Annotated in this window: 20 protein-coding genes; 6 read left to right on the forward strand and 14 right to left on the reverse strand. The window is 63.9% G+C overall.

Annotated features, from left to right (window positions below; genetic code table 11):
- Nucleotides 1-154: 154 nt before the first annotated feature.
- The 8 genes from K8374_RS13620 to ggt form a co-directional block, all read right to left on the reverse strand.
- Nucleotides 155-1,651: an efflux transporter outer membrane subunit gene (locus tag K8374_RS13620; RefSeq protein ID WP_224455996.1), complete on the reverse strand. Its 1,497-nt coding sequence runs from the start codon at nt 1,649-1,651 to the stop codon at nt 155-157.
- Nucleotides 1,648-4,755: an efflux RND transporter permease subunit gene (locus tag K8374_RS13625; RefSeq protein ID WP_224455997.1), complete on the reverse strand. Its 3,108-nt coding sequence runs from the start codon at nt 4,753-4,755 to the stop codon at nt 1,648-1,650. The genes K8374_RS13620 and K8374_RS13625 overlap by 4 nt, the downstream gene beginning before the upstream one ends.
- Nucleotides 4,752-7,850, reverse strand: a complete 3,099-nt coding sequence (locus K8374_RS13630) for an MdtB/MuxB family multidrug efflux RND transporter permease subunit (protein ID WP_224455998.1) — start codon at nt 7,848-7,850, stop codon at nt 4,752-4,754. Before K8374_RS13630 ends, K8374_RS13625 begins: the two co-directional genes overlap by 4 nt.
- Nucleotides 7,847-9,136, reverse strand: coding sequence for an MdtA/MuxA family multidrug efflux RND transporter periplasmic adaptor subunit (locus K8374_RS13635; protein WP_224455999.1), 1,290 nt, complete (start codon nt 9,134-9,136; stop codon nt 7,847-7,849). The genes K8374_RS13630 and K8374_RS13635 overlap by 4 nt, the downstream gene beginning before the upstream one ends.
- A 263-nt stretch (nt 9,137-9,399) precedes the next feature.
- Nucleotides 9,400-9,900: a thiol peroxidase gene (gene tpx, locus K8374_RS13640; RefSeq protein WP_224456000.1), complete on the reverse strand. Its 501-nt coding sequence runs from the start codon at nt 9,898-9,900 to the stop codon at nt 9,400-9,402.
- Between the two features lie 158 nt (nt 9,901-10,058).
- On the reverse strand, nt 10,059-11,348 hold the full coding sequence (locus K8374_RS13645; RefSeq protein ID WP_224456001.1) for a serine/threonine transporter: 1,290 nt from the start codon (nt 11,346-11,348) through the stop codon (nt 10,059-10,061).
- Between the two features lie 203 nt (nt 11,349-11,551).
- Nucleotides 11,552-12,433, reverse strand: coding sequence for a LysR family transcriptional regulator (locus K8374_RS13650; protein WP_084856982.1), 882 nt, complete (start codon nt 12,431-12,433; stop codon nt 11,552-11,554).
- A gap of 75 nt (nt 12,434-12,508) precedes the next feature.
- Nucleotides 12,509-14,272 (reverse strand): gamma-glutamyltransferase, encoded by a 1,764-nt coding sequence (ggt, locus tag K8374_RS13655; protein ID WP_318010866.1) that lies wholly within the window; start codon nt 14,270-14,272, stop codon nt 12,509-12,511.
- 226 nt (nt 14,273-14,498) lie between these two features.
- On the opposite strand from ggt, the gene K8374_RS13660 reads away from it, so the two are divergent.
- The 3 genes from K8374_RS13660 to K8374_RS13670 all read left to right on the forward strand — a co-directional run bounded on the left by K8374_RS13660 (nt 14,499) and on the right by K8374_RS13670 (nt 16,626).
- Nucleotides 14,499-15,149: an ankyrin repeat domain-containing protein gene (locus K8374_RS13660; RefSeq protein WP_263498515.1), complete on the forward strand. Its 651-nt coding sequence runs from the start codon at nt 14,499-14,501 to the stop codon at nt 15,147-15,149.
- 149 nt (nt 15,150-15,298) lie between these two features.
- Nucleotides 15,299-15,706 carry a MerR family transcriptional regulator gene (locus K8374_RS13665; RefSeq protein ID WP_224456003.1) on the forward strand — a complete coding sequence of 136 codons (408 nt, stop codon included), beginning with the start codon at nt 15,299-15,301 and terminating at the stop codon, nt 15,704-15,706.
- Between the two features lie 20 nt (nt 15,707-15,726).
- Nucleotides 15,727-16,626, forward strand: a complete 900-nt coding sequence (locus tag K8374_RS13670) for a hydroxymethylglutaryl-CoA lyase (protein ID WP_224456004.1) — start codon at nt 15,727-15,729, stop codon at nt 16,624-16,626.
- 538 nt (nt 16,627-17,164) lie between these two features.
- Here the strand turns inward: K8374_RS13670 and K8374_RS13675 are convergent.
- Nucleotides 17,165-17,689: an MgtC/SapB family protein gene (locus K8374_RS13675; protein ID WP_224456005.1), complete on the reverse strand. Its 525-nt coding sequence runs from the start codon at nt 17,687-17,689 to the stop codon at nt 17,165-17,167.
- 161 nt (nt 17,690-17,850) lie between these two features.
- On the opposite strand from K8374_RS13675, the gene K8374_RS13680 reads away from it, so the two are divergent.
- On the forward strand, nt 17,851-18,090 hold the full coding sequence (locus K8374_RS13680) for a DUF3203 family protein (RefSeq protein WP_224456006.1): 240 nt from the start codon (nt 17,851-17,853) through the stop codon (nt 18,088-18,090).
- Nucleotides 18,091-18,212: 122 nt separating this feature from the next.
- Entirely contained in the window at nt 18,213-19,622 is a 1,410-nt protein-coding gene (gene mapR / locus K8374_RS13685; RefSeq protein WP_224456007.1) for a GntR family transcriptional regulator MpaR, read from the forward strand.
- A gap of 30 nt (nt 19,623-19,652) precedes the next feature.
- On the opposite strand, the gene K8374_RS13690 is transcribed toward mapR, so the two are convergent.
- From K8374_RS13690 to K8374_RS13705, 4 genes are all read right to left on the reverse strand, one after another.
- The gene (locus tag K8374_RS13690) at nt 19,653-20,399 is read right to left on the reverse strand and encodes an SDR family oxidoreductase (protein ID WP_084856965.1); all 747 of its coding nucleotides are present in this window, start codon (nt 20,397-20,399) and stop codon (nt 19,653-19,655) included.
- Between the two features lie 114 nt (nt 20,400-20,513).
- The gene (locus tag K8374_RS13695; protein WP_084856963.1) at nt 20,514-22,049 is read right to left on the reverse strand and encodes a DHA2 family efflux MFS transporter permease subunit; all 1,536 of its coding nucleotides are present in this window, start codon (nt 22,047-22,049) and stop codon (nt 20,514-20,516) included.
- Entirely contained in the window at nt 22,046-23,239 is a 1,194-nt protein-coding gene (locus tag K8374_RS13700) for an efflux RND transporter periplasmic adaptor subunit (RefSeq protein WP_224456008.1), read from the reverse strand. The genes K8374_RS13695 and K8374_RS13700 overlap by 4 nt, the downstream gene beginning before the upstream one ends.
- Before the next feature lie 30 nt (nt 23,240-23,269).
- A complete protein-coding gene (locus K8374_RS13705; protein WP_224456009.1) occupies nt 23,270-23,743 on the reverse strand; it encodes a MarR family winged helix-turn-helix transcriptional regulator in 474 nt (157 codons plus the stop codon).
- A 221-nt stretch (nt 23,744-23,964) separates the two neighbouring features.
- Between K8374_RS13705 and K8374_RS13710 the strand changes: the two genes are divergently transcribed.
- Nucleotides 23,965-24,972, forward strand: a complete 1,008-nt coding sequence (locus tag K8374_RS13710; RefSeq protein WP_224456010.1) for a FecR family protein — start codon at nt 23,965-23,967, stop codon at nt 24,970-24,972.
- Nucleotides 24,973-25,079: 107 nt separating this feature from the next.
- Here the strand turns inward: K8374_RS13710 and K8374_RS13715 are convergent, their stop codons facing one another.
- Nucleotides 25,080-26,399, reverse strand: coding sequence for a Na+/H+ antiporter family protein (locus tag K8374_RS13715; RefSeq protein WP_224456011.1), 1,320 nt, complete (start codon nt 26,397-26,399; stop codon nt 25,080-25,082).
- Between the last annotated feature and the right edge of the window lie 565 nt (nt 26,400-26,964).

Consider the following 26,964-nt stretch of genomic DNA (forward strand, 5'->3'; position numbering starts at 1 on the left):
TATGGAAAGCTTAGAGCCACACCTCCCCTGCCATAACCAGCAACCCTACGAGGTTATTGATTGTTTAACTTCCTGTACCCTGCCCACTCATTTCAATCCGTATGAAATGAATACGATCTTTATTAATTGTTGAAGTAGCTGCCGAACACTACCGTCAGTACCCTTGACCAGCCTCGGCCAGGGCCTGCTTGGCATCCCAGCCTCCCCCCAACGCGGCGATCAGCTGTACGCTGGCAACCAACCTGCCCTGGAGCAAGCTCAGCACGCTGCGCTCATTGCTCAGCGCGGTGGTCTGCACATTGACCACATCCAGGTAGCTGATCAGGCCGGCACGATACTGGTTCTCGGTCAGGCGCAACGATTCGCGGGCCGCCTCCAGCGCCTCCTGGCGCACCACCGCTTCGTCGCTGTATACCTTCAGCTGTACCAGGTAGTTTTCCACTTCCTTGAACCCATCGAGCACGGTTTGTCGGTACTGGGCCACGGTCTGGTCGTATACCGCGACGGTGCGGTCGACCTCGGCACTGCGCCTGCCAGCATCGAACAGGGTCATGGCCAGTGACGGCCCTACCGACCAGTAGCGGTTGGGCAGCTCGATCCAATTGCTGAAACTGCTGCTGGAATAGCCACCGCTCATGCTCAGGCTCAGGTCCGGGAAATAAGCCGCGCGGGCCACGCCGATGTTGGCGTTGGCGGCCATCACGTTGCGCTCGGCCGCTGCGATGTCGGGGCGGCGTTCCAGTAATTGCGAAGGCAGCGACAGCGGAATCTGTGGCAATGCCGGAATGGCCTTGCTGTCGGCCAGAGCAAAGTCCGCCGGCGCCTTGCCCAGCAAAACGGCAATGGCATTCTCGTACTGGGCACGCTGCCAAGCCAGGTCGATCAGGTCCGCCTGGGTGCTCTTGAGCTGGGTTCGCGCCTGGGCGACCGCGTCAGGCCCGGCGACACCTGCCCGGTACTGGTTCTGGTTCATCCGCAACGAGCGCTCGTAGGCCGCCACGGTGGCTTCCAGCAGGCGCTTGTGTTCATCGATGACGCGCAATTGCAGGTAGTTCTGCACCAGTTCCGACTGCAGGCTCAGGCGAATGCCGGCCAGGTCAGCCAGACTAGCCTGGGCACTGGCTTCGTTGGCATTCAAGGTTTCGCGTAGCTTGCCCCACAGGTCTATCTCCCAACTCACGCCAAGCTGGGCGTTGTAGGTGTTGCGAATACCGCTGCTGTTATTGGACAAGCTCGAACTGCTGCTGCCGGTGCCCTGGGCCGAACGGGTCTTGCCCACCGACAGGTCGAGGCTGGGGAACAGTGCGCCCCGGCTGCTGCGCACCAGAGCCTGGGCCTGGCGGTACTGGGCCTCGTACTGGGCAACGGTCTGGTTGCTGCGGTTGAGCTCATCGACCAGCGCGTTCAGCTCGCTGTCACCGTAGATTTCCCACCAAGCCCCTCGGGCGATGGCGTCGGAGGGGTTGGCCTGGGTCCAGCCTTCGGCCTGCTTGAACTGTGCCGGGGTCGCAAGCGCTGGGCGGTGATAGTCCGGGCTCAAGGTACAGGCACTGAGCAGTACTGCGCACAGGCCAGCGCCGACCAGGCGCGAGCCGCGCCCGCGGGTCAGCATCTGCAGGGCGCGGTGAAGTGGGGTCTGGGCGAAATTCATAGCGGGGTATCCAGTGCGGCGTCGGTGCGCACGCCGCGCCAACGGTTGAAACGGTGGCGCAGGCGGTCGAGGTACAGGTAGACCACAGGCGTGGTGTAGAGGGTCAGGACCTGGCTGAATACCAGGCCGCCGATGATGGTCAAGCCCAATGGCTGGCGCATCTCGGCACCTTCGGCACGGCTGAGCAACAGCGGCAGCGCGCCAAGAATGGCTGCCAGGGTGGTCATCAGGATCGGACGCAGGCGCAGCAGGCACGCCCGACGGATGGACTCCTCCGGGCTCAGGCCATCATGGCGCTCCAGCTGCAAGGCCAGGTCGATCATCAGGATGGCATTCTTCTTCACCACCCCGATCAGCAGGAACAGCCCCAGCAGCGAGATCAGGCTGAACTCACCGCCGGTTGCGTACAGTGCGAGCAAGGCGCCGACGCCAGCCGAAGGCAAGGTGGAAAGAATGGTCAGCGGATGGATATAGCTCTCGTAGAGGATCCCCAGCACCAGGTACACCAACACCAGGGCGCCGAGGATCATCAGTGGCTGGCCCTGGGTAGTCTTGGCGAACACATCGGCTGTACCACCGAGCTTGGCAATCACTTCTTCCGGCAGGCCGAGCGTGGCCACCGCGCGCTCCACCGCCGCCATCGCCTGGTCCGGGCTGTAGCCTTCGGCAACGTCGAAGGCAATGTTCTCGGAGGCGAACTGGCCCTCATGGCTGACGCGGTCATTGGCCAGGCTGTTCTCGTAATGGGCGAAGGTGGACAACGGCACGCGGGCACCCTCGGCAGTGATCACCTGCACCTGTTCCAGGGTCTTGGGGTCCCAGGCATACCTGGGGTTGATCTCCAACACCACCTGGTACTGGTTGAGGCTGTCGTAGATGGTCGAGATCTGCCGCTGGCTGTAGGCGTTGTTCAACACCGTGGTGACCATGTCCATGTCGATGCCCAGGCGCTTGGCCTGGTCGCGATCGACCACCAGCGTCACCTGCTGGGTGCCGGCGCCATCACGGGCATCGATGGCGGTCAGCTGCGGCAAGGCGCGCAAGGCAGCGACCACCTTGGGGAACCATTCGCGCAGTGCCGCCAGGTCACCGCTCTGCAGGGTATAGAGGTACTGCGATGTGGACTGGTCGCGCCCGGCGCTGCCCAATTGCAGGTCCTGGTCAGCCATCAGGAACAAACGCCCGCCGGGTACCTTGGGCATTTCCTTGCGCAGGCGCTCGATCACCTGCTGAGCCGACAGCTTGCGCTCGCCGATCGGCTTGAGGCGCACCAGCACGAAGGCATTGTTGGTGCCGCTGTTGCCACCGATGAAACCGGCCACGCTCTGCACCGCAGGGTCTGCCAGCAGGGCCCGGCGGTAGATTTCCATCTTCGGCTGCATCACGCTGAACGACAGGCCATCGTCGCCCCGGATGAACCCCTGCAGTTGACCGGTGTCCTGTTGCGGCATGAGGGTCTTGGGCACCACCACGTACAAGGCGATATTGACGCCGATGGTCACCAGCAGGCTGAGCAGGGTCAGGCGCTTGTGCCGCAGGGCCCAGCCCAAGCTGCGGTCATAGGCCGCCACCATGCGTTGGTGCACGCGGTCGCTCCACTGCTGCAGGCGGTTCTGCTCCTGGGCGTGGGGCTTGAGCCAGCGCGAGCACAGCATTGGCGTCAGTGTCAACGACACCAGCAGCGAAACCAGGATGGCGGCTGCCAGGGTGATGGAAAACTCCAGGAACAAGCCGCGGACGATGCCCCCCATGAACAGGATCGAGACGAACACCGCCACCAGCGAGACGTTCATCGACAACAGCGTGAACCCCACCTCCTTGGCCCCCAGGAAAGCCGCACGCATGGGCGGTTGGCCTTCTTCGATGTGTCGGGAGATGTTCTCCAGCACGACGATGGCATCGTCGACCACCAGACCTGTGGCGAGGATCAACGCCATCAGCGACAAGTTGTTCAGGGAAAAGCCGCACAGGTACATGACCGCGAAGGTGCCGACCAGCGACACCGGCACGGCCAGGCTCGGGATCAGCGACGCACGCAGGTTACCGAGGAACAGGTAGACCACCAGGATCACCAGCACCACGGCGATCAGCAAGGTGTGCTCGGCTTCCTTCAGGGTGGCCTTGATCACCGGCGAGCGGTCCATGGCCACATCCAGCTTGACGCTGGCCGGCAGCAGCGACTGCAAGGCGGGTAGCTGGGTCTTGATCTGCTCGACCGTCTGGATGATGTTGGCGCCGGACTGGCGGTTGACCACCAGCAACACCGCGCTCTGGTCGTTGAAGAAGCCGCTGTTGTAGCGGTTCTCCACGCCATCGGTGATGGTGGCCACGTCGGCCAGGCGCAGGATCGAACCGTCCTGCTGGCGGATCACCACCGGCTTGTAGTCGTCGGCTTTTTCCAGCTGGTCGTTAGCCCGCACCTGCCAGTTGCGCTCGGCGTCCTCGACGAACCCCATGGGCCGGCGCTGGTTGGCGTTGGCCACCGCCGTGCGCACCTCGTCCAGGGACAGGCCGTACTGGTTGAGCAACTGTGGCTCCACGGCGATGCGCACCGCCGGCAGCGAACTGCCGCCGATCTGCACTTCCCCTACCCCACTGACCTGGGACAGGCTCTGGGCCAGGATGGTATCGGCCAGGTCGTACAGCTGGCCTTTCTGCAGCACATCGGAGGTCAGCGACAGCACCATGATCGGCGCCTGTGACGGGTTGATCTTGCGGTAGGTAGGCATGCTGCGCATGCCGCTGGGCAACAGGTTGCGCGTGGCATTGATCGCCGCCTGCACCTCGCGCGCCGCACCATCGATATCGCGGCCCATCTCGAAGCCGATGATCACGCGGGTCGAGCCCTGGTTGGAGCTGCTGGTCAGCGTGGTGACGCCGGCGATACTGCCCAGCTTGCGCTCCAGCGGCGTGGCCACCGTCGCGGCCATGACTTCGGGGCTGGCACCCGGCAGGTTGGCCTGCACCACGATCACCGGGAAATCCATCTGCGGCAAGGGCGACACCGGTAGCAGGCCGAAGCTCACGCCACCGAGCAGCATGATCGCCAGGCTCAGCAGCATGGTCGCCACCGGCCGGCGGATGAAAGGCCCGGAGAGATTCATGCCTCGGCCTGCTGCGTGTCGGTGGCCGGGCGCCTGCGGCGTGCCAGGCGGTCGAAGTACAGGTAGATCACCGGCGTGGTGAACAGCGTCAGCACCTGGCTGACCAGCAGGCCGCCGACCATCACCAGCCCCAGCGGCTGGCGCAGCTCGGCGCCGGAGCCGGTGGCGAGCATCAGCGGCACAGCACCGAACAATGCTGCCAGGGTGGTCATCAGGATCGGCCGGAAGCGCAGCAGCGCAGCCTGGTAGATCGCCTCGCGTGGGGACATGCCCTGGTGGCGCTCAGCCTCCAGGGCGAAGTCGATCATCATGATGGCGTTCTTCTTGACGATGCCGATCAGCAGGATGATGCCGATGATGGCGATCATGCCCAGGTCATTGCCGCTCAACAGCAAGGCGAGCAACGCGCCGACCGCTGCCGACGGCAATGTCGAGAGGATGGTCACGGGATGGATGTAACTCTCATAGAGCACGCCCAGCACGATGTACATGGTCACCACCGCCGCCAGGATCAGCAGCAAGGTGCTCGACAACGAGGCCTGGAACGCTTCGGCGGCGCCCTGGAAGCGCGTCTGCACACCCAGCGGCATACCGATCTGCTGCTGTACCTGCTCGATGACCTTGACCGCCTCGCCCAGGGACGCGCCGTGGGCCAGGTTGAACGACATCATCACCGCTGGAAACTGGCCGATATGGGAAATCGCCAGCTGCGCCTGGCGCTGCTCGATGCGGGCGAGCGCCGAGAGACGCACCTGGCCCCCGTCGCTGGCCTTGACGTGGATCGACTCCAGCGCCTGCGGGCCGATGCTCGAGGCGGTCTGCGACTGCAGCACCACGCGGTACTGGCTGGCCTGGGTGTAGATGGTGGAGATCTGCCGCTGGCCGAAGGCGTCGTACAAGGCATTGGTGATCTGCGACACGCTGATGCCCAGGCGGCTGGCCATGTCACGGTCGATCACCAGGTATACCTGCAGGCCCTTGTCCTGCAGATCGCTGGCCACGTCCTGGAGTTCGGGGCGTTGCTGCAGGGCCTGGACCAGCTTGCCGCTCCATTCGGCGAGCAGGTCGGCGTCCGGGGACGACAGGCTGAACTGGTACTGGGTACGGCTGACCCGGTCCTCGATGCTCAGGTCCTGCACCGGTTGCATGAACAGGCGAATACCCACCAGTGTGTCGAGCTGCGGTTGCAGGCGCTCGATCACCCCGCTGGCGGTGACATCGCGCTCGCCGTGGGGCTTGAGGTTGATCAGCAAGCGGCCACTGTTGAGGGTGGCGTTGTCACCGTCCACGCCGATATAGGACGACAGGCTCTGCACAGCCGGGTCCTGCAGGATCACCTTGCTCAGGGCCTGCTGGCGTTCGCTCATGGCGGCGAACGAGGTGGCTTGCGGTGCTTCGGAAATGCCCTGGATCACCCCGGTGTCCTGCACCGGGAAGAAACCCTTGGGCACGATGATGTAGAGGAACACCGTCAGCGCCAAGCTGGCGACAGCGACCAGCAAGGTCAACGGCTGGTGCTTGAGGACCCACTGCAGGCCACGGCCATAGCGCTCGATCAGCCAGTCGATCCAGGCGCCGCTGGCACGGTAGAAGCGCCCCTGCTCCTCTTCCCTGGGCTCGCGCTTGAGCAGACGTGCGCACATCATCGGCGTGAGGGTCAGCGACACCACCAGGGAGATCAGGATCGCCACCGCCAGGGTGATGGCGAACTCGCGGAACAGGCGGCCGACCACATCGGCCATGAACAGCAGCGGGATCAGCACCGCGATCAACGAGAAGGTCAGCGAAACCAAGGTGAAACCGATCTGCCGGGCGCCCTTGAGCGCCGCCTGCAGCGGCGTCTCACCCTCCTCGATGTGCCGCGAGATGTTCTCCAGCATGACGATGGCGTCGTCCACCACGAAGCCGGTGGCGATGGTCAGGGCCATCAGGGTCAGGTTGTTGACCGAGAAGCCGGCCAGGTACATCACGCCGAAGGTACCGATCAGCGACAGCGGCACGGCGATCGACGGGATGATGGTGGCGCTGAAGCGGCGCAGGAAGACGAAGGTGACCATGACCACCAGGGCGATAGCGATCAGCAGCTCGTGCTGCACGTCCTTGACCGCGGCACGGATGGTCTGGGTACGGTCGGTCAGGACCATCACGTCCAGGCCGGCCGGCAGGTTGTCGGTGATCGACGGGAGCATGGCCTTGATCAGGTCGACCACTTCGATGACGTTGGCCCCGGGCTGGCGCTGGATGTTCAGCAGCACCGCCTGGTTTTCGTTGGCCCAGGCCGCCAGGCGCTCGTTCTCGGCGCCATCGACGATCTCGGCGACATCCTTCAGGCGCAGCGGTGCCCCATTGTTGTAGGCCAGGATCAGGTTGGCGTATTCCTCAGGCGAGCGCAGCTGGTCGTTGGCGTCGAGCATCGACACACGGGTCGGGCCATCGAAGTTGCCCTTGGGCTGGTTGACGTTGGATGCCCCGATCAGGGTGCGCACGTCCTCGAGGTTCAGGCCGTTGGCCGCCAGGGCGTCGACGTTGACCTTGATGCGCACCGCCTGGCGCTGGCCACCGGCGATGCTGACCATGCCCACGCCGCTGATCTGCGCAAGCTTCTGCGCCACGCGGGTATCGACCAAGTCGTTGAGCTTGGGCAGTGGCATGGTTTTGGACGAGATGGCCAGGGTCAGCACCGGGGTGTCGGCCGGGTTGACCTTGTTGTACACCGGCGGTGCCGGCAGGTCGCTGGGCAGCAGGTTGGTAGCGGCATTGATCGCAGCCTGCACCTGCTGTTCGGCGACATCCATGTTCATGTCGAGGTTGAAGCGCAGGGTCAGTACCGAGGCGCCGCCGGAGCTGGTCGAGGCCATCTGGGTCAGGCCGGGCATCTGGCCGAACTGGCGTTCCAGCGGGGCGGTGACCGCGCTGGTCATGACCTGTGGGCTGGCGCCGGGGTACAGGGTCATGACGCGGATGGTCGGGTAGTCGACCTGGGGCAACGCCGAGACCGGCAGCAGCTTGTAGGCGATCAGGCCGGCCAGGACGATGGCCAGCATGCTCAGCGTGGTGGCGACCGGCCGCAGGATGAACAGGCGCGAGAGGTTCATGCGCCCGCCTTGCCCGACTCACCGGCCTGGGCCGAGCCCTTGGCATCCTGGCCCTGCAGGTGCTGGCCGGGAGTGGTCGGTACTTGCGAGCTGTCCTCCACCACTTCGACCTTGCTGCCTTCGCGCAGGCGGTCGGTGCCTTCGAGCACCAGACGATCACCTGCGGCCAAGCCTTCCAGGATCACGCTCTGTTCACCATCGCTGGCACCGACCTTGACCTTGCGGATATTGACGTTGCTTTCGGCATTGACCACGTAGGCGAAGGTACCGTCGTTACCAAACTGGATCGCTGCGGCCGGGGCCAATACCACTTGCTTGAGCGTGTCGGCCAGCAGGCGCACATTGACGAACTGGTTGGGGAACAGAGCCTGGTCCTGGTTATCGAACCGGGCCTTGAACTTCAGGGTACCGGTGGTGGTGTCGATCTGGTTGTCGAGGCTGCCCAGCACACCGGTGGATTGCAGTTTGCTGTCTGCGCGGTCCCACGCTTCGACCGGCAGGCTGGCACCGCTGCGGTAGCGCGTAAGCACCGTGGAGAGTTCGGTTTCCGGCAGGGTGAAGGCGACGCTGATCGGCTCGGTCTGGGTGATGACCACCAGGGCAGTGGTGTCGTTGGCTGCCACCAGGTTGCCCAGGTCGAGCTGACGCAGGCCGACGCGGCCGCTGATCGGGGCGCGGATCTGGGTGAAGTCCAGGTTCAGGCGAGCGTCGGCGACCGCGGCCTGGTTGGTCTTGACCAGCCCCTGGAACTGCGCCACCTGGGCCTCGGCAGTGTCGAGGGTCTGCTTGGCGATGCTGTCCTCGGCATACAAGCCCTTGTAGCGCGCCAGGTCGACCTGGGCGTTCTTCAACTGGGCCTGGTTCTGCGCCAGGGTACCTTCGGCCTGTTGCAAGGCGATGCGGTACGGGCGTGGGTCGATCTCGGCGAGCAGCTCGCCAGCCTTGACCTGCTGGCCCTCCTTGAAGTGGATCTTGACCAGTTCACCGGCCACGCGGCTGCGTACGTTGACGGTGTTGGTCGCGGTAACGGTACCCAGGGCCTTGTAGTACAGCGGGAAGTCACCGACATGCACCGGCGCCACACGCACCGGCACCGGGTCACTGGAGGCGCCAAAGCCTGGACGCCCGCCCATTCCCATGCCCATGCCCTTCCCCGGCCGGCCGCTGGGCTGCGCCTGGTGGGGCGGCGTCGCGGGCCACAGCCACCAGGCCAGCAAGGCCACCAGCAGCAGGATCAGCAGGCCGAAAAGCCAGCGACGAGGGGAGCGAGAGACAGAAGCTTGCATGGGTTGAACGAACCTTGTTCGGTGATGACGACTTGGGGAGGTTGAACGATAAGCACTGGGGCGGTGTTAGCAAAGCACCTTTACCAGGCATTTACCTTCGCCTTACGTTGCCAAGATGCTGAACTTTAAATGAAAACGGCCTGGAAATCGTTCCAGGCCGTCATGTTGATCTCGTAGGACTCTGTGGGAGCGACGGTCCGACCTGCCCCGCGATCAAGGGCAAAGCCCAGATCAACGATGGGGCGCGAAGCGCCCCGGTACGCTTACTTCAGGACAGCCAGCGCCGCGTCGTAGTTCGGCTCGTCGGCGATCTCGCCAACCAGCTCGCTGTGCAGGACCTTGTCGTTCTCGTCCAGCACCACCACCGCGCGGGCAGCCAGGCCAGCCAGCGGGCCGTCGGCGATGGCCACGCCGTAGTTCTCCAGGAACTCGCGACCACGCAGGGTAGACAGGTTCTGCACGTTCTCCAGGCCTTCGGCACCGCAGAAGCGGGCCTGGGCGAATGGCAAGTCGGCGGAAATGCACAGCACCACGGTGTTGGTCACCTCGTTGGCCTGGGCATTGAATTTGCGTACGGACGTCGCGCAGGTCGGGGTGTCGACGCTTGGGAAGATGTTCAACACCTTGCGCTTGCCGGCGTAGTCCTTCAGCGACTTGTCGGCCAGGCCTTCACCGACCAAGGTGAAAGCTGGGGCCTGGGTGCCCACCTGAGGGAGGCTGCCGCTGACTTGAACCGGGTTACCTTGCAAAGTTACTTGAGCCATTACGAAAATCCTAGCAATTGAAAAGGAGGGCTGAGTTAACCATGAAGGTGCGGTGGTGCCTATGAGAAATGCGAAATTGTTGAATTGTCCGACAACAATTGTGAACAAAAAAAAGCCCGAGTGGCGACAGTGCCCTCGGGCTTTTTCGCTGCGATAGATCAGCCCAGCAGACTATCGACCACCGAATAGACCACCGAAGACATGGCGACCAGGCCAAGCACCACGACGAAGACGTTGGACATCGCGCCGCTGTACTTACGCATCGACGGCACGCGACGGATGGCGTACATCGGCATCAGGAACAGCAGCGCCGCGATGATCGGGCCGCCCAGGGACTCGATCATGCCCAGGATGCTCGGGTTCAGGGTAGCGACGACCCAGCACACCACCAGCATCAGCGCGGCGACCACGCGGTCCAGGGCCTTGGCGCCGGGGCGCAGGCCAGCCTTGGCGATGATGCCCTTGAGGCCTTCGCTGGCACCGATGTAATGGCCCAGGAACGACTTGGCGATGGCGATGAAAGCAATCAGCGGCGCCGCAAAGGCAATGGCCGGGTTGCTGAAGTGGTTGGCCAGGTAAGACAGGATCGACAGGTTCTGCGCCTTGGCCTCGGCCAGTTGCGCGCTGCTGAGGGTCAGCACGCAGCTGAAGACGAAGAACAGCACCATGGCCACCATCAGCAGGTGGGCACGGGCCAGGATCTGGCCACTGCGCTGGTCGGCATGCTCACCGTAACGGCGCTTTTGGTCGACCGCGAAGGCCGAAATGATCGGCGAATGGTTGAAGGAGAACACCATCACCGGAATCGCCAGCCACAGGGTATGCAGGAAGGCCGAACCGGTCGGCAGCGTGGTGGCGCTGTCCAGGATGCCGCCGTTCCAGTGCGGCACCAGGTACAGGGCCAGCAAGGCCAGGGCAACGATGAACGGATACACCAGCAGGCTCATGACCTTGACCGTGGCCTGCTCGCCGCAACGCACGATCGCCAACAGCCCCAGAATCAGCACGAACGACAGGATCGCTCGCGGTGGCGGGGTCATGTGCAGTTGGTGCTCCATGAAGCTGCTGACGGTGTTGGTCAGGGCAACGCTATAGATCAGCAGGATCGGGAAGATGGCGAAGAAATACAGCACGGTGATCAAGGCACCGGCCTTGAGCCCGAAGTGTTCTTCCACTACGTCGGTGATGTCGCCACTGTGCCCGGAAAGGACGAAACGGGTCAGGCCACGGTGGGCATAGTAGGTCATCGGGAAGGCCAGCACGGCCAGGATCAGCAGTGGCCAGAAACCGCCAAGGCCGGCGTTGATCGGCAGGAACAAGGTCCCGGCACCGATCGCCGTGCCAAACAGGCCCAGCATCCAGGTGGTGTCTTGTCGCGACCAGCTGCCAAGGGTGGCGGGGGTCGATTCTTCGAAGCGCTGTTCGACGCTTGGGGCCTGCTCATTCATTCCGGGTGCAACTCCACTCGCAAGACTGCAACAGGCTGAGAGTGGCGAAACACGGGGCCTCGCGCACCTCAACCGAAAAAGAGGGGCGCGATTGTGCGCTGATCGGGTTGCACTTGCATAGCCCCGCCCGAGGAGCGGTTGCACCTTTTGTGTAGGAATTACCTTAAAAAATCACCACCGAACAACAGAGAGAGTTGCACCCATCAGATTTCATGGGCAGCGAGAAGCTCCGTGAGTACGTCGGCCAGCGCCCGCACCATGGCGTCCGCGGTGGGCCGGTGCACGACCACGATCTCGTAGCTGTCCACCTCCGGCAGCCCTTGCCCTGCGCCCAGTACCCTGTGCTCGGCAGTCGCTGCGCGCGGCGGCAACAGGCTGATGCCCATGCCGTCGGCCACCGCAGCCTGTATCCCGCTCAGGCTGGAGCTGGTGAAACTGATGCGCCAGCGCCGGCCCATCCCCTCGATGGCGGTGATCATGTCGTCCCGGTATAGCCCCCGGGGCGGAAAGGTCACCAAGGGAATGGGGTCCAGTTCGAACGCCGGGGTCCGCACGCTGTCGATCCACTGCAGGCGCTCCGGCCAGCAGGCCACGCCCTCGCGTGCATTGCGGCGCTGCTTGAGCAGCACCAAGTCCAGCTCGCCATTGTCGTAGGCCTGGCTGAGGTCGCGGCACAACCCGCTGGTCACTTCCAGCTTGACCTCGGGGTGGCGCCGGCTGAACGCCGACAAGGCATTGGTGGTGCGCCCGCCAACGAAATCCTCGGGGACCCCGAGGCGTACGGTCACGCCCACCATGGCACCGGCCAGGGCTTCGAGCATCTGGTCATTGAGCGCGAGCATGTGTCGGGCATAACCGAGCAGCGTCTGCCCCGCATCGGTGGGCAACACGTCGCGGTTGCCTCGCACCAGCAAGCGATGGCCGACCATATCTTCCAGCCGGCGCACCTTCTGGCTGATGGTGGACTGGGTCGAGTGCAGGCGTGTCGCGGCGGTGGTGAAACTGCCGCAGTCAGCCACCACGACAATGGCACGCAACAAGTCCAGGTCAAAAAGAGCCCTATTCGATTTAACGCTGATAGACATGGAACTATTCAACTTTTGAATGGCAGGCTCGACTTCTAGCACGCCTGCCCATGGCGGGCAACAGCGCCCAAGGAATCAGTCGCCCAGCGCCACCCCTTCGCGGCGCGGGTCGGCACCGGCCGACCAGCCATCAGCCGTGCGCTGGATGACCTGGGTACCGCTGGTCATCGTCATGGGCGTTACCTCATGGCCCAGCGCCTGGAGCTCATGCACCAGCTTCGGGCTGACCAGGCCCGCTTCCACTTCGGTGCCGACATTGCGGCTGCCGAAATTGGGCAGATTGATGGCCTGCTGAGGGTCGAGCTGCCAATCCAGCAGCCCGATCAGCGCCTTGTTCACGTAGCCGATGATCTGCGAGCCACCGGGCGAACCGAGGCTGGCCACCAGCTCACCGCTCTGGCGGGAAAACACCAACGTCGGCGACATGGACGACAGCGGCCGCTTGCCCGCCTCGACGCGGTTGGCGACCAAACGGCCACCTTCGCTCGGCACGAAGGAGAAGTCGGTAAGGTGATTGTTCAGGACGAACCCCTTGACGAACAGGTGCGAGCCGAACGCGGCTTCCACCGAGGTGGTCATGGCGATGGCCCCGCCCTGCTCGTCGACCGCCGAGACATGGGATGTGGCGATTCGCAACGGCGAGCGGTCCGGGGCCAGCGACAGGTCGGCGCCAGGTGGGGACCCGGCCTGCGCGTGCTTCATGCTCCGCGCACCGATCAGCCTGGCGCGCTCGGCCAGGTAGGCCTTGTCGAGCAGGCCCTGGGTATTGACCGGGACATAGTCGCTGTCGCCCAGGTACTGGGCGCGATCGGCATAGGCCAGGCGCTCGGCCTCGGCAATCAGGTGAACCGCCGTGGGTGTCGGCTCCAGGCCCGCCAGGGACGGTACCGGCACGGGCGGCATGCGTGCGAGGTCCAGCCGGGGCGTCGCCGTTTGCAGCGCTTCGAGAATGCCCAGTGTCTGCAGCACGGCAACCGCGCCGGAAGACGGCGGCGGCATGCCGCATATACGCCAGGCCTTGTAGGGGCCACACAAGGCGGTGCGGGGTTTGGCCCGGTACTGGCGCAGGTCCTCGAGTGACAAGACACCAGGGTTGGCGTGGCCACGCACGGCGGCCACCATCGCCTCGGCAACCTCTCCGGTGTAGAACCCATCCGGGCCCTGGTCGGCGATCAGTTCCAGGGTATGGGCAAGCTCGGGGTTTTTCAGCAACGCGCCAACCGCCAGAGGCTTGCCCTGGGCATCGAGGAAATAGCGAGCCATGCTCGGCGAACCGGCAATGAAGGCGTCGGAGGCCAGCAATGTATGCAGGCGGCTGGAAACCGGGAAGCCCTCGCGCGCCAATTCGATGGCCGGCGCGAAGAGGTCGCGCCACGGCAACCTGCCATGCTGCTCATGGGCCAGTTTCAGCGCCCGCAGCACGCCAGGCACCGCGACCGAGCGACCGCCGATCTGGGCATCCCTGAAGGCCATGGGTGTGCCGTCTGGCTTGAGGAACAGGTCTGGAGTCACACCGCTGGGGGCGCTTTCGCGACCATCGAAGGCCTGCACGTTCCGGTCGTCCCAATACAGGATGAATGCCCCACCACCAATGCCGCTGGACTGCGGCTCGACCAAGGTGAGCACCGCCTGCATGGCGATTGCCGCATCGATGGCGCTGCCACCGGCACGCAACATGGCCCGTCCCGCCTCGCTGGCCAGCGGGTTGGCTGCAGCGGCCATATAGCGGCTGGCCTGAGTAGGTACCAGGCCTGCACGATAGCCGGACGCAAGTTCCGGTGCAGGTGGCAGGGAAGGCGACCCTGCCCGCCCGCCCCAGCCGCAACTGGTCAGGGCCAGGAGGCAGCAGAGGACAAGCGGCAGTGTGTGCGAAGGCCTTTTCAAGCGTGACGTCCTGTAATCGAGGGGCAATAGGTGCCAAAAACAGCGATTTTAGCCGAACCTGCGTGAAAAGCCGCAAAGCGTCTCGTATCAAGAAATGCACTGCATGCCATGCGGATAATTAACTTCCAAGCCAGCCTGTGGTTTTCCTAGGATGAAAGCCGGTCAATCAGGAGCCCAGCCCATGCGCTTGCCGTTCGCCACTGCCCTTTTCGCCTTGTTCACAAGCTTCGCTGCCCACGCCGAGACCTCTGCCATGGATACCCAGTTACTCGATGCCGCCCAACGTGGCGATGCCACAGCCATACGCCACCTGCTCGACCAGGGGGCCACAGTGGATGCCCGCGACAGCCAGGACCGTACGGCGCTGCTGGTCGCCACCCACGCCAACCGCGTGGAAGTGGCCAAGGTGCTGATCGAGGCCGGTGCCGACGTCAACGCCAAGGACACTATCCAAGACAGCCCCTACCTGTATGCCGGCGCCCGCGGCCTGAACGACATCCTGCGCCTGACCCTGGATCACGGGGCCGACCTCAAGAGCACCAACCGCTACGGCGGCACGGCATTGATCCCCGCTGCCGAGCGCGGGCATGTCGAGACCGTGCAGCTGCTGATCGATGCCGGCGTCGACGTGAACCACCTCAACCGGCTGCACTGGACCGCCCTGCTCGAAGCGGTGATCCTCGGCGACGGCGGCCCACGTCATGTGGAGATCGTGCGTCGTCTGCTGGCGGCCGGTGCGGACCCGATGATCACCGACAAGGATGGCGTGACGGCCCTGGAACATGCGCGCCAGCGTGGTTATCGGGAGATGGTGTCGCTATTGGAAAAGTAGGATCCCCCACTGCTCCCACAGTGCTCGTGCGAACCGCTGCTCTTTACGATGTTCCGCCTTCCCTGTCGGAACATGGCCCGGAACGGCCTGCTTGACGTAAACGTCAACCTGCCTTTAGCTTACGGCTATCCACTCTTCCGAGCCCGAGCATGAGCACCCAGACCTACAGCATTTCCGACCTGTCCCGTGAGCTGGACATCACCACTCGCGCGATCCGCTTCTATGAGGAACAAGGCCTGCTCAGCCCTGAGCGCCGGGGGTTGGAGCGCATCTATTCAGCGCGTGACAAGGTCACCCTGAAACTGATCCTGCGGGGCAAACGCATTGGTTTTTCATTGGCCGAGTGCCGTGAGCTGATCGAGCTGTACGACCCCAGCGGCGGCAACCTCAAGCAGCTGACCAGCATGCTCGCCAAGATCGCCGAACGTCGCGCTCAGCTGGAGCAGCAGATGCTCGACATCCAGCAGATGCACCTGGAGCTGGACACCGCCCAGGAGCGCTGTGAACAGGCCCTGGCCGCCACCTTGAACAAGCAGCACCACAACAATAGCCATTGATCCGCCACAGGAATCCCGCCATGTCATTGCCTCAGAATGTCCGCCTGGTCGAGGTCGGCCCACGCGACGGCCTGCAGAACGAAGCCCAGCCCATCAGCGTCGCCGACAAGGTCCGGCTGGTGGATGATTTGACCGATGCTGGGCTGTCCTATATCGAAGTGGGCAGTTTCGTCTCGCCCAAGTGGGTGCCGCAGATGGCGGGCTCGGCCGAGGTGTTCGCGGCGATCAGGCAACGTGCAGGCGTGACCTATGCCGCATTGGCGCCCAACCTGCGCGGCTTCGAAGATGCCCTGGCAGCGGGCGTGAAGGAGGTGGCGGTATTCGCGGCCGCCTCCGAGGCGTTTTCCCAGCGCAACATCAACTGCTCGATCAATGACAGCCTCAAGCGCTTCGAGCCGATCATGGACGCAGCGCGCAACCATGGCGTACGCGTGCGTGGCTATGTCTCCTGCGTGCTGGGCTGCCCCTATGAAGGCAAGGTCAGTGCCGAGCAGGTCGCGCCAGTGGCCCGTGCACTGCACGAGATGGGCTGCTACGAAGTCTCCCTGGGCGACACCATCGGCACCGGTACCGCAGGCGACACCCGCCGGTTGTTCGAGGTGGTTTCGGCCCATGTGCCGCGCGAGCGGTTGGCCGGGCATTTCCATGACACCTACGGCCAGGCCCTGGCCAATGTCTATGCCAGCCTGCTCGAAGGCATCCAGGTGTTCGACAGTTCGGTCGCAGGCCTGGGCGGCTGCCCCTATGCCAAGGGTGCTACCGGCAACATCGCGACCGAGGACGTGATCTACCTGATGCAGGGCTTGGGCATCGAGACTGGCATCGACCTTGCGCGACTGATCGCCGCTGGCCAGCGCATCAGCACGGTGCTGGGCCGCGACAATGGGTCGCGGGTCGCACGGGCCTATAGCGCACGATAAATCATCGAGGTGTCACATTCGTGTGGGTGGAGTGTTACCTCCCCCACGTTTGCCAGCGAAAAATCGGGTAACAGGGAAACAAATCGGCAGATTTTCAGGCCCTCAGATTTTTTCGATTGCGCTCAACCAATTGATTTTAAAGGGTTTTTAAAAGTTGGCACGGCACCTGCTTTATCTCTGGCATAACAAGAACAAAAACGCGATACCCAATAAAAACAATAGGTAACGGCTCTGACATAACAAGAACAACACGGCAGAGGCGTAGCAAGCAGATTTTTTTGGAGTAAACACGCTTTTCAGGGGTTCGCCCCGCGGTCTGGCACAGAACAATAAAACTACCTCCAGGTAGCGGCAGCCAGGTTCGGATCAGCAATGATGGAAGCGGGTCGGCGCTCAAAAAAATACGTTTGCTCTTGTGCCCCGAATGGGGGCCACCCGCGGTACAGAGGCAAAGGCTGACAAAAACAACAACAGGCCAGTCTCCAATAATAAAAAAAGAGCAGGCAACAAACGCTTATGAGGGGAGCTTCGGCTCCCCTCAGTGCTTCCTGTCATCCCCTTCCGGCCTCTCCTCCTCGCCCTCGATCTTCTCCACCAGCACCGGCATGCTGCCCAGCACCAACAGCGCCAGCACCGTACTGATCACTGCCGTGGCCTCGCGACCCATGCCGGCGGCGGTACCGATGGCGGCGGTCATCCACAGCCCAGCAGCGGTGGTCAGGCCTTTCACGTGGCTGGTGTCCGTGCCGTTTCCCTTGAGAATGGTACCGGCACCGAGAAAGCCGATGCCCGCGACAATGCCCTGGATCACTCGGCTCAATGCCTGTTCGTCCGCACCCGCCATGCTTGGCGCCAATACGAACAGCGCCGCGCCCAGGGATACCAGCATATGCGTGCGCACGCCCGCCGACTTGCCCTTGTGCTCGCGCTCGAAACCCAGCACCGCGCCGAGAAGCGCCGCCATGATCAGGCGTACGAGGACCTGGGTGACCTCGCGCACATCGGTGATGTCGGCGAACTCGGCCTGTATCGCCTGCCATATCGTGTACCACCAAGGATCCATGCTGTGCCTCCCAGGTTGTGCACCACCCTTGTATGCACCGTTCCCCTGTAGGTTGACCGTTGTGCCTGCCCGGAGTGCGATCGGCCCCGCCGAGCGGAACGATGCAGCAACCGCGAACCTGGTGCGGTCACAACCGATGACTGCCATAGGAGGAATTCGCCATGCCCGTTGAAATCGATGAAACCACCCGCCGCTGCACGCTGATCGGCGAGGACCTGCGCCTCGAGGCCGAAGGCCCGGACATCGAGATCGTCACCGATGAACAGCTGCGCATGTCCGTGGCACTGCTCGCAGGCCAGCGCGTCCCTATCACCGAGGCCGAAGCCGACGCGCTCACCGTGGCCGGCGCGCTGGACAGCCGCAGGCACCTGAAGTCCAGCGCACCGGGCTCCGTGATCTAAGGGGTGCATGACAGTTGGAGTTGATCTGATACGTCATGCCCGCCGGGGTCCGACAGCCAGTTCGTCGTACCCCGCAGCCGCGGATCCCTTACACTGGCATGTCACTTGCCTGACGAGCCACGATGAAACGCTACGAACGATTCGCCGACGACATTGCCGAACTGATCCGCTCCGGGGTGCTCGCCCCTGGCCAGCGCGTGCCCTCGGTGCGCTACGCGAGCCAGACCCATGGGGTCAGCCCGTCCACGGTGTTCCAAGCCTACTACCTGCTCGAGCGCCGTGGCCTGATCCGGGCCCGGCCGCGCTCGGGCTATTTCGTCAATGCCCATGCGCCACGCCAATTCAGTGAACCTCTGGCCCAGGCACCGGCCAGTGAGTCCACCGACGTGGATGTCAGCGCCTTGGTGTTTTCCATCCTCGACTCGATCAAGGACCCGCACACCGTGCCGTTCGGCTCGGCCTTCCCCAGCCCGGAACTGTTTCCGCTGCAACGTCTGTCGCGCTCACTGGCCAGTGCCAGCCGCGCCATGGACCCGCAGATGGTGGTCACCGACCTGTCGCCGGGCAATCCACAGCTACGGCGGCAAATCGCCCTGCGCTACATGGTTACAGGCCTGATGTTGCCGATGGAGGAACTGCTGATCACCAATGGCGCGCTGGAAGCCCTGAATCTGTGCCTGCAGGCGGTCACCCAGCCCGGCGACCTGGTGGCGATCGAGGCACCGGCTTTCTATGCCTGCCTGCAGGTACTGGAACGGCTCAAGCTAAAGGCCGTGGAGGTTCCGGTCCATCCACGCGAAGGTATGGACCTGGGGGCGCTGGCCCAGACCCTGGAGAAACACCCGATCAAGGCCGTGTGGTGCATGACGAATTTTCAGAACCCGGTAGGTGCCAGCATGCCGGAGGCGAAGAAACAGGAGCTGGTCGAACTGTTGCGCCGCCACCAGGTGCCACTGATCGAAGACGATGTCTACGCGGAACTCTATTATTCGCAGCAAGCGCCCAAGCCGGCCAAAGCGTTCGATACCGATGGGCTGGTGATGCATTGCAGCTCGTTCTCCAAGAGCCTGGCACCCGGCTACCGCATCGGCTGGGTGGCGGCCGGGCGCTTCGCCCAGAAGACCGAACGGCTCAAGCTGATGACCTCGTTGTGCGCCTCGATGCCGGCCCAGGCAGCCATTGCCGACTATCTGCAGCACGGGGGCTACGACCGGCATCTGCGCAAACTGCGCTACGCCCTGGAGGGCCAGCAACTGAGCATGCTCGGCGCGATCGCCCGGCACTTTCCGGCCCAGACTCGGGTCAGCCACCCCACCGGGGGTTATTTCCTGTGGCTGGAGCTGCCCGAACAGATGGACGCCCTCAAGCTGTTCCACCTCGCCCTGGCCCAGGGCATCAGTATCGCACCGGGGCCGATCTTCTCGCCGACCCGACGCTTTGGCAATTGCATTCGCCTGAACTACGGCAGCCCTTGGCACGACACTGCGGAACAGGCCATGGAGACGTTGGGGAAGATCGTCAGGTCATTCTGACAGACCTGCATGCCAGCTACGGGAAGCGGCCTAGCGCCCGCCCCCCAGATCGATGAAGCTGCCTGTCGAATAGGATGCCTTGTCCGACAGCAGCCACATGATCGCCTCGGCCACCTCTTCAGGCCGCCCGCCCCGCCCCATCGGCAGGCCAGGCTCGAGCTTGGCCACACGGTCCGGGTCACCGCTGAGGGCATGAAAGCCGGTATGGATATAGCCGGGGCGTACGCCGTTGACCCGCACGCCCTCGCCGGCCACTTCCTTGGCCAGCCCCAGCGTGAAGGTATCCAGTGCGCCCTTGGAGGCGGCATAGTCGACGTATTCATTGGGCGAGCCAAGCCGTGCCGCCACCGACGACACGTTGACGATCGCCCCGCCCTGCCCGCCATGGCGGCGAGCCATGCGCAGCAAGGCGTGCTTGGCACACAGCATCGGCCCGACCACGTTGGTCTTCATCACCTTGAGCAGGCGGAATTCGGACATTTCCTCGACCCGGCTCTGCTGGCCGATGGTCCCGGCATTGTTGACCAGCGCAGTAACCGGGCCAAGCTCCTGGTCGACGCGGTGGAACAGCTGGGACACTTCATCCTCGACACTGGCATCGGCACGCACGGCAATGGCCGTGGCGCCCAACGCACGCACCTGGGCCAGTACCTGCTCGGCGGCCTGGTCGTCGGCATGGTAGTTGATGCAGATGCGGTAGCCCTGTTGTGCCGCCAACAGCGCCGTGGCAGCGCCGATGCCACGGCTGGCACCGGTGATGACGATGACCTTCTCCATGAATCCGCCAATTGCTCTGGGAATGGATTCCCGACAATAGGGGAAAAGGCGATGCTTGTGAATGCCCTCGAAGGGCGTAGGGCGAAAGCGGCTTCCACAGGCTTCACACAGCTATCAATGCCCAGCCGAAGCCGGCGCTGCCTTGGCGGTGAACGGCGGTCGCGCCAGCCACACCAGCAGGATCAGGCCGGCGAACACCCAGGTCATCAAGGTGAAATAGTCCACCGTCGACATCATGTAGGCCTGGCCGTTGAGGATGCGCTCCAGTTGCGCATAGCTCTGTGGGTTGGCCCCGCCCAGCTGCCCCAGGGCATGCTGGGTCGCCGGGTCGTACTCGCTGATGTGCTCGCTCAGGTAGGCGTGGTGCTGCTCGGCGCGGCGGATCCAGATCCAGGTAGTCAGGGAGGCGGCGAAACTGCCGCCCAGGGTACGCAGGAACGTCGCGAGCCCCGAGCCGTCTGCAATCTGGTGCGGCGGCAGGTCCGACAGCAGGATGCTCAAGGTCGGCATGAAGAACAGCGCCACGCCAATGCCCATGAATAGCTGCACCAGCGCCACGTGCTGGAAATCCACCTCGTTGGTGAAGCCTGCGCGCATGTAGCAGCTGGCACCGATCGCCAGGAAGGCCAGGCCCGCCAGCAGGCGCAGATCGACCCGATGCGCGTACTTGCCCACGAAGGGCGACAGGACCACCGGCAACAGGCCGATCGGCGCCACCGCAAGGCCCGCCCAGGTGGCGGTATAGCCCATCTGCGTCTGCAACCATTGCGGCAGGATCAGGTTGATGCCGAAGAAGCCGGCGTAGCCACCGACCATCACCAGGGTGCCCACGCGGAAGTTGCGGTGCACGAACAGCCGCAGGTTGACCACGGGATGGCGGTCGGTCAGCTCCCAGATCACGAAGATCGCCAGGAATACCACCGAGACCAGGCTGCCCACGACGATGAACGACGACTCGAACCAGTCCAGGTCGTTGCCCTTGTCCAGCACCACCTGCAATGCCCCGACACCGATGATCAAGGTCAGCAGGCCGATGTAGTCCATCGGCTGACGGCTGGTGGTGACCGGCCGCGTACGCATCTGCTGGCGCACCACGGCGGCGGCGAACAGGCCGATCGGCACATTGATGAAGAAGATCCACGGCCAGCTGTAGCTGTCGGTGATCCAGCCGCCGAGAATCGGCCCGGCAATCGGCGCCACCACCGTGACCATGGCCAGCAAGGCCAGCGCCATGCCTCGCTTGGCGGGTGGGTACACGGCGATCAGCAAGGTCTGGGTCATGGGGTACAGCGGCCCCGCGACCACGCCCTGGAGCACGCGAAAAGCCACCAGCTCCGGCATCGACTGGGCGATCCCGCACAGGAACGACGCCAGCACGAACAACAAGGTGGCCCAGATGAACAGCTTCACTTCGCCGAAGCGCCGGCTCAACCAGCCGGTCAGCGGCAAGGCGATCGCGTTGCTCACGGCGAACGAGGTGATCACCCAGGTGCCCTGCTCATAGCTCACGCCGAGGTTGCCGGAGATGGTCGGCAGGGCCACGTTGGCGATGGTGGTGTCGAGCACCTGCATGAAGGTGGCCAACGACAGGCCGATGGTGGTCAGCAGCAGGCTCGGCGGGGTGAACTGCGCGGGCGCGTTGTTGCTCATCGCTGGGCCGTCTTGCCGCTGGCGCTGTTCTCGTGGATCAGCCGGGCGATCAGCTCATCGGCTTCGACCAGCTGGTGGTCATACACCTGGGTGGCATAGCTGGCCTGCTGCGGCGGTTGCTGGGCCAATGCCGGGCCGCTCTGGTCGTGCAGGTCGACCTCGACCACCGTGGACAGGCCGATACGCAGCGGGTGTTGCTTGAGCTGCTCGGGGTTGATGTGGATCCGCACCGGTACCCGCTGGACGATCTTGATCCAGTTGCCGGTGGCATTCTGTGCCGGCAACAGCGCGAAGGCGCTGCCGGTACCGGCACCAAGGCTATCGACCGTGCCACTGTACTTCACGTCGCTGCCGTACAGGTCGGCGGAAATCTCCACCGGCTGGCCGATGCGCATATCGCGCAGTTGGGTTTCCTTGAAGTTGGCGTCGATCCAGACCTGGTCCAGGGGAATCACCGCCATGGTCGCCACACCCGGTTGCAGGCGCTGGCCCAATTGCACGGTACGTTTGGCCACGTAGCCGGTAACCGGCGCCACCAGCGTGGTTCGAGCATGGTCGAGGTAGGCCTGGCGCAGGTCGGCGGCGGCGGCCATGACTTCAGGGTGCGACGACACCACGGTGTCGTCGACCAGCGCAGTGCTGGTATTGAGCTGCTGGCGGGCGCTGTTCAAGGCGCTCTGGGCAACGCTCAGGTCATCGCGGGCATGGGATATTTCCTCGGCTGCGATCGCCCCGCTGTCGGCCAGCACCTTGCGCCGCCGGTAGTTGTCCTGGGCCTTCTGCAACTCGGCCTGGCGCGTCTGCAACTGGGCCTTGAGGGCATCGACATTGCTGTACAGCCCGCGCACCTGGCGCACGGTGCGCGCCAGCCTGGCTTCGGCGGCCTGCAAGGCCACCTCGCTGTCGGCGGGGTCGAAACGCAACAGCATCTGACCTTCGTGCACCAGATCGCCATCGTCGGCACCGATGCTGGTGACGGTGCCGGTCACCAGCGGCGTGATTTCCACCACATTGCCGTTGACGTAGGCGTCGTCGGTGCTTTCGTGCCAGCGCCCGACCAGGGCATACCAGGCCCAGGTGGCGGCGCCTGCCAGGATCAGCACCAGCAGCAAGCCCAGCAGCCAGGCCTTGCGCTTGCGCGTGTTGTCCGGCGCAGGTGCTGGGGTGGGAGTGTCAGCGGAAGTGGCCATGACAATACCTTGGAAAGAGTCGTGGGAGGATCAACGATTGCCGAAACGGCGAATCGTCAGGGGGTCGCCGGCGCTCAGCAGCACCTTGGCCAGCAGGCCCTCGAGGGTCTTGAGCTCCTCGGGCTGCAAGGCGCCGACCAGCTCATTCATTGCCGCGGCACCGATCTCCGGCAACCGATCGGCCAGGCGCTGGCCATCCTCGGTCAACGCCAGGCGAACCTGGCGGCGATCCTCGGGGCAACGGTTACGCAGGATGAGGCCCTTCTGCACGAGGCGATCGAGCATGCGGGTCATCGAGCCGCTGTCCAGGCCGAGGTAGCGGCACAGTTCAGCTGGGGTATCCACGTCGTACTGGGTGACGATGATCAGCACCTTGAACTGCGCGGCGGTGACGCCGTCTGCTTCCAGGTGCCAATCGAGGATGCGGTCCTTGAGCAACGCGGCACGCCCCAAGAGCATGCCGATGGCGCAGGTCTGGAAGTTTTCCGGCGAGAAGTGAGACATGACGAAGGCCCGGGCAATATGTGTATAAATATTACTGCCTAGGCAGTGAATGTCAAAGCCTTGATTAGCCTGCTATGTAAAAGTTCGGCAAGACGCTGTATCAGGTCGCCTGGACCCGCCGGAATCGCGATGAAAAAACAGACATCTGATAGTCGTTCGCCATTATCTTGGTTCTCGACACTCCCCGGTCGAGGGTAGAATGCACAAAACCGGGAGCCGCAATGAACCACGATCGCTTGACCCCCACTCCAGACGATGCCCTCGCCGACGCTGCCGCCCACTGGTGCATGCGGCTGCATGCCGACGACTGCACGGCAGCCGAGCGCGAGGCATTCCAGCGCTGGCTGGCGGCCGACCCACGGCACCAGGAGGAGTATCAGGCGATGCTGGAGATCTGGCATACCGCCGAATGCTTGCCCCCTACCGCCACAGCGGTGGACTTCAACCCGCGTGCACGGCCTGCAGCGCGCCAACCCACCTGGCGCCCGCTGGCCTCGGCTGCAGCAGTGCTCCTGCTCGCCCTGCCCCTGGCTGGCTGGGTCAGCTGGGAACAAGGCTGGCTGCCCAACCGCTACCAGCACGTCGAAAGCGACGGCCAGGTGCAGCAGGTGACCCTGAGCGACGGCAGCGTGGTCGAACTCAACCTGCACACCGAGTTGCGCTACCTGAACTACAAGGACCGGCGCCAGGTCACCTTGGTCAAGGGCGAGGCGTTCTTCAAGGTCAAGCACGACAGCCGCCACCCGTTCATCGTCCGAGCAGGCAGCGGCCAGACCCGGGTCACCGGAACCCAGTTCAATGTCTGGAAGCATGAAGACCAGGTCAAGGTGACACTGGTGGAAGGCTCGGTGCTGGTCACCAGCCATGGCGCCGATGACGGCTACCGCCTTGGCCCCGGCATGCAGGCCAGCTACCGCACCGGTGACTTCGAGCCGGTACTGGCGCAAACCGACGATTCCGGCAACAGCCTGGCCTGGCGCAGCGGCAAACTGATCCTGGACAACCTCACCCTGGCCCAAGCCCTGCCAGTGATCAATCGCTACCTGGACAAGCCCTTGCGCCTGGCTGACGAGAGCACGGGCAAGATCCGCGTCAGCGGGGTGTACAGCATCGACGAGGTGGAGCGCCTGGTGGATAACCTGCCCAAGGTGCTACCGGTCTACCTGACGCGTAGCCAGGACGGCAGCACCGTGCTCAATCGCATCTCCCCACCGGCCAGCCGAGGCTGAGCCTGAAGCGTTCGCCGCAACAGCTTCGGCGCTTTTGAAATCGAGCGCCGCCCGCGCGGACGGCGCTCGATTTCACAGTTACCAACCCGCTCAAGCCCTGCCCCGACTCAAAGCACCATCGCCGCCAACCAGCCAAACGCCAGCAGCGGCAGGTTGTAGTGGATAAACGTTGGCACCACGGTGTCCCAGATATGGTGATGCTGGCCATCCACGTTCAGCCCTGAAGTCGGGCCGAGGGTGGAATCCGATGCAGGCGACCCGGCGTCGCCCAGGGCGCCGGCGGTACCGACGATGCACACCGTGGCCAGCGGGTCGAAGCCCAGTTGCACGCACAGCGGCACGAAGATCGCCGCCAGAATCGGCACGGTGGAGAACGACGAGCCGATGCCCATGGTCACCAGCAGCCCCACCAGCAGCATGAGCAGAGCCCCGACGCCCTTGCTGTGGTCGATCCAACGTGCCGAAGCCTCGACCAGGCCGTTCACTTCACCGGTGGCCTTCATCACCTCGGCAAACCCGGACGCGGCGATCATGATGAAGCCGATCATGGCCATCATCTTCATGCCTTCGGTGAACAGGTCGTCGGTGTCCTTCCAGCGCACGATGCCCGACAGCGAGAAGATCAGAAAGCCGACCATGGCGCCGATGATCATCGAGTCCAGCCACAACTGGATGATGAACGCTGCGGCAATCGCGGCGCCGGCTACCAGCAAGGTCAGAGGGTTGTAGCGGACGCTGACCTGCTCGACCTGTTCGATGCGGTCCAGATCGTAGTCGCGCTTCTTGCGGTAGCTGACGAACACGGCCAGCAACAGCCCGGCGAGCATGCCCGCGGCCGGAATGGCCATGGCATGAGTGACGTTGACGCCACTGACATCCACGCCGGCACGGGCGACGTTGGCCAGCAGGATCTCGTTGAGGAAGATGTTGCCAAAGCCCACCGGCAGGAACATGTACGGGGTGATCAAGCCGAAGGTGATCACACAGGCGATCAGCCGCCGGTCGATGCGCAGCCGGGTCAGCACGTACAACAGCGGCGGTACCAACAGCGGAATGAAGGCGATATGGATAGGCAGGATGTTCTGCGAGCAGACAGCCACCACCAGCATCAGCCCGACCAGCACCCACTTGAGCGCACCCTTGTTGGCATGCCCCTGCCGGTCGACCATCGCCAAGGCGCGGTCGGCCAAGGCATGGGCCAGGCCGGACTTGGCGATGGCGACGGCAAAAGCGCCGAGCAGCGCGTAGGACAGCGCCACCGTGGCACCACCGCCCAAGCCACTGTTGAAGGCTTTGAGCGTGCCTTCGGTGCCCAGGCCGCCGACCAGGCCACCGGTCAGGGCGCCGACGATCAGGGCGATGACCACATGCACGCGGGACAGGCTCAATACCAGCATGACGCCAACCGCGGCAATGACTGCATTCATGGTGTGGTTTACCTCGTTACGACAGACGAAAAGCGAGTGCGCCGGCGACAGACTGCATGCGGGCAGTGGCCGGGCCAGGGGATGTTGTTATGAAGGGCGCACACTCTGAAGCACACCTGGGCGCTTGTCAAAGCCGTCAAGACCGTGACGGGTGTCAGAAGTGCCTGAAAGTACGGTTTTTTATTGAACGCATGGATAAAGAAAAGGACCGGCTCGCCGACATAAAGGGCAACCCCAGGCCCTGCTGCCAATCAGCCGCGACTAGACCGACTGGCACTGGCCAAGACCTCTTAACAAGGGATCCCCAAATGCCTTTGCGTCAACTTTCCATCCAGTGGAAGATCACCCTGTTGGCCGGCCTGTGCCTGGCGACCATCGTCACGGTGCTGATCGGTCTTTCGTTGTACCGCATGGATCACAGTTCGGACCTGGTCAAGGCCAGCAGCATGCAGATGCTCACCGAGTCGGCCCAGGCCCGCATCGAGTCCCAGGGCGAGGTACAGGCCCTGGATATCCGCCGCCAGTTCATGGATGCGTACCAGTACGGCGCCGGTTTTGCCCGCCA

It is taken from the genome of Pseudomonas sp. p1(2021b), from assembly GCF_020151015.1.
Taxonomy (GTDB): Bacteria; Pseudomonadota; Gammaproteobacteria; order Pseudomonadales; family Pseudomonadaceae; genus Aquipseudomonas; species Aquipseudomonas putida_K.

Excerpts from the sequence above, each read along its gene's own strand:
- K8374_RS13620 (WP_224455996.1), bottom strand. The coding sequence starts at position 1,651 with ATGAATTTCGCCCAGACCCCACTTCACCGCGCCCTGCAGATGCTGACC.
- K8374_RS13625 (WP_224455997.1), bottom strand. The coding sequence starts at position 4,755 with ATGAATCTCTCCGGGCCTTTCATCCGCCGGCCGGTGGCGACCATGCTG.
- K8374_RS13630 (WP_224455998.1), bottom strand. The coding sequence starts at position 7,850 with ATGAACCTCTCGCGCCTGTTCATCCTGCGGCCGGTCGCCACCACGCTG.
- K8374_RS13635 (WP_224455999.1), bottom strand. The coding sequence starts at position 9,136 with ATGCAAGCTTCTGTCTCTCGCTCCCCTCGTCGCTGGCTTTTCGGCCTG.
- tpx (WP_224456000.1), bottom strand. The coding sequence starts at position 9,900 with ATGGCTCAAGTAACTTTGCAAGGTAACCCGGTTCAAGTCAGCGGCAGC.
- K8374_RS13645 (WP_224456001.1), bottom strand. The coding sequence starts at position 11,348 with ATGAATGAGCAGGCCCCAAGCGTCGAACAGCGCTTCGAAGAATCGACC.
- K8374_RS13650 (WP_084856982.1), bottom strand. The coding sequence starts at position 12,433 with ATGTCTATCAGCGTTAAATCGAATAGGGCTCTTTTTGACCTGGACTTG.
- K8374_RS13660 (WP_263498515.1), top strand. The coding sequence starts at position 14,499 with ATGCGCTTGCCGTTCGCCACTGCCCTTTTCGCCTTGTTCACAAGCTTC.
- K8374_RS13665 (WP_224456003.1), top strand. The coding sequence starts at position 15,299 with ATGAGCACCCAGACCTACAGCATTTCCGACCTGTCCCGTGAGCTGGAC.
- K8374_RS13670 (WP_224456004.1), top strand. The coding sequence starts at position 15,727 with ATGTCATTGCCTCAGAATGTCCGCCTGGTCGAGGTCGGCCCACGCGAC.
- K8374_RS13675 (WP_224456005.1), bottom strand. The coding sequence starts at position 17,689 with ATGGATCCTTGGTGGTACACGATATGGCAGGCGATACAGGCCGAGTTC.
- K8374_RS13680 (WP_224456006.1), top strand. The coding sequence starts at position 17,851 with ATGCCCGTTGAAATCGATGAAACCACCCGCCGCTGCACGCTGATCGGC.
- mapR (WP_224456007.1), top strand. The coding sequence starts at position 18,213 with ATGAAACGCTACGAACGATTCGCCGACGACATTGCCGAACTGATCCGC.
- K8374_RS13690 (WP_084856965.1), bottom strand. The coding sequence starts at position 20,399 with ATGGAGAAGGTCATCGTCATCACCGGTGCCAGCCGTGGCATCGGCGCT.
- K8374_RS13695 (WP_084856963.1), bottom strand. The coding sequence starts at position 22,049 with ATGAGCAACAACGCGCCCGCGCAGTTCACCCCGCCGAGCCTGCTGCTG.
- K8374_RS13700 (WP_224456008.1), bottom strand. The coding sequence starts at position 23,239 with ATGGCCACTTCCGCTGACACTCCCACCCCAGCACCTGCGCCGGACAAC.
- K8374_RS13705 (WP_224456009.1), bottom strand. The coding sequence starts at position 23,743 with ATGTCTCACTTCTCGCCGGAAAACTTCCAGACCTGCGCCATCGGCATG.
- K8374_RS13710 (WP_224456010.1), top strand. The coding sequence starts at position 23,965 with ATGAACCACGATCGCTTGACCCCCACTCCAGACGATGCCCTCGCCGAC.
- K8374_RS13715 (WP_224456011.1), bottom strand. The coding sequence starts at position 26,399 with ATGAATGCAGTCATTGCCGCGGTTGGCGTCATGCTGGTATTGAGCCTG.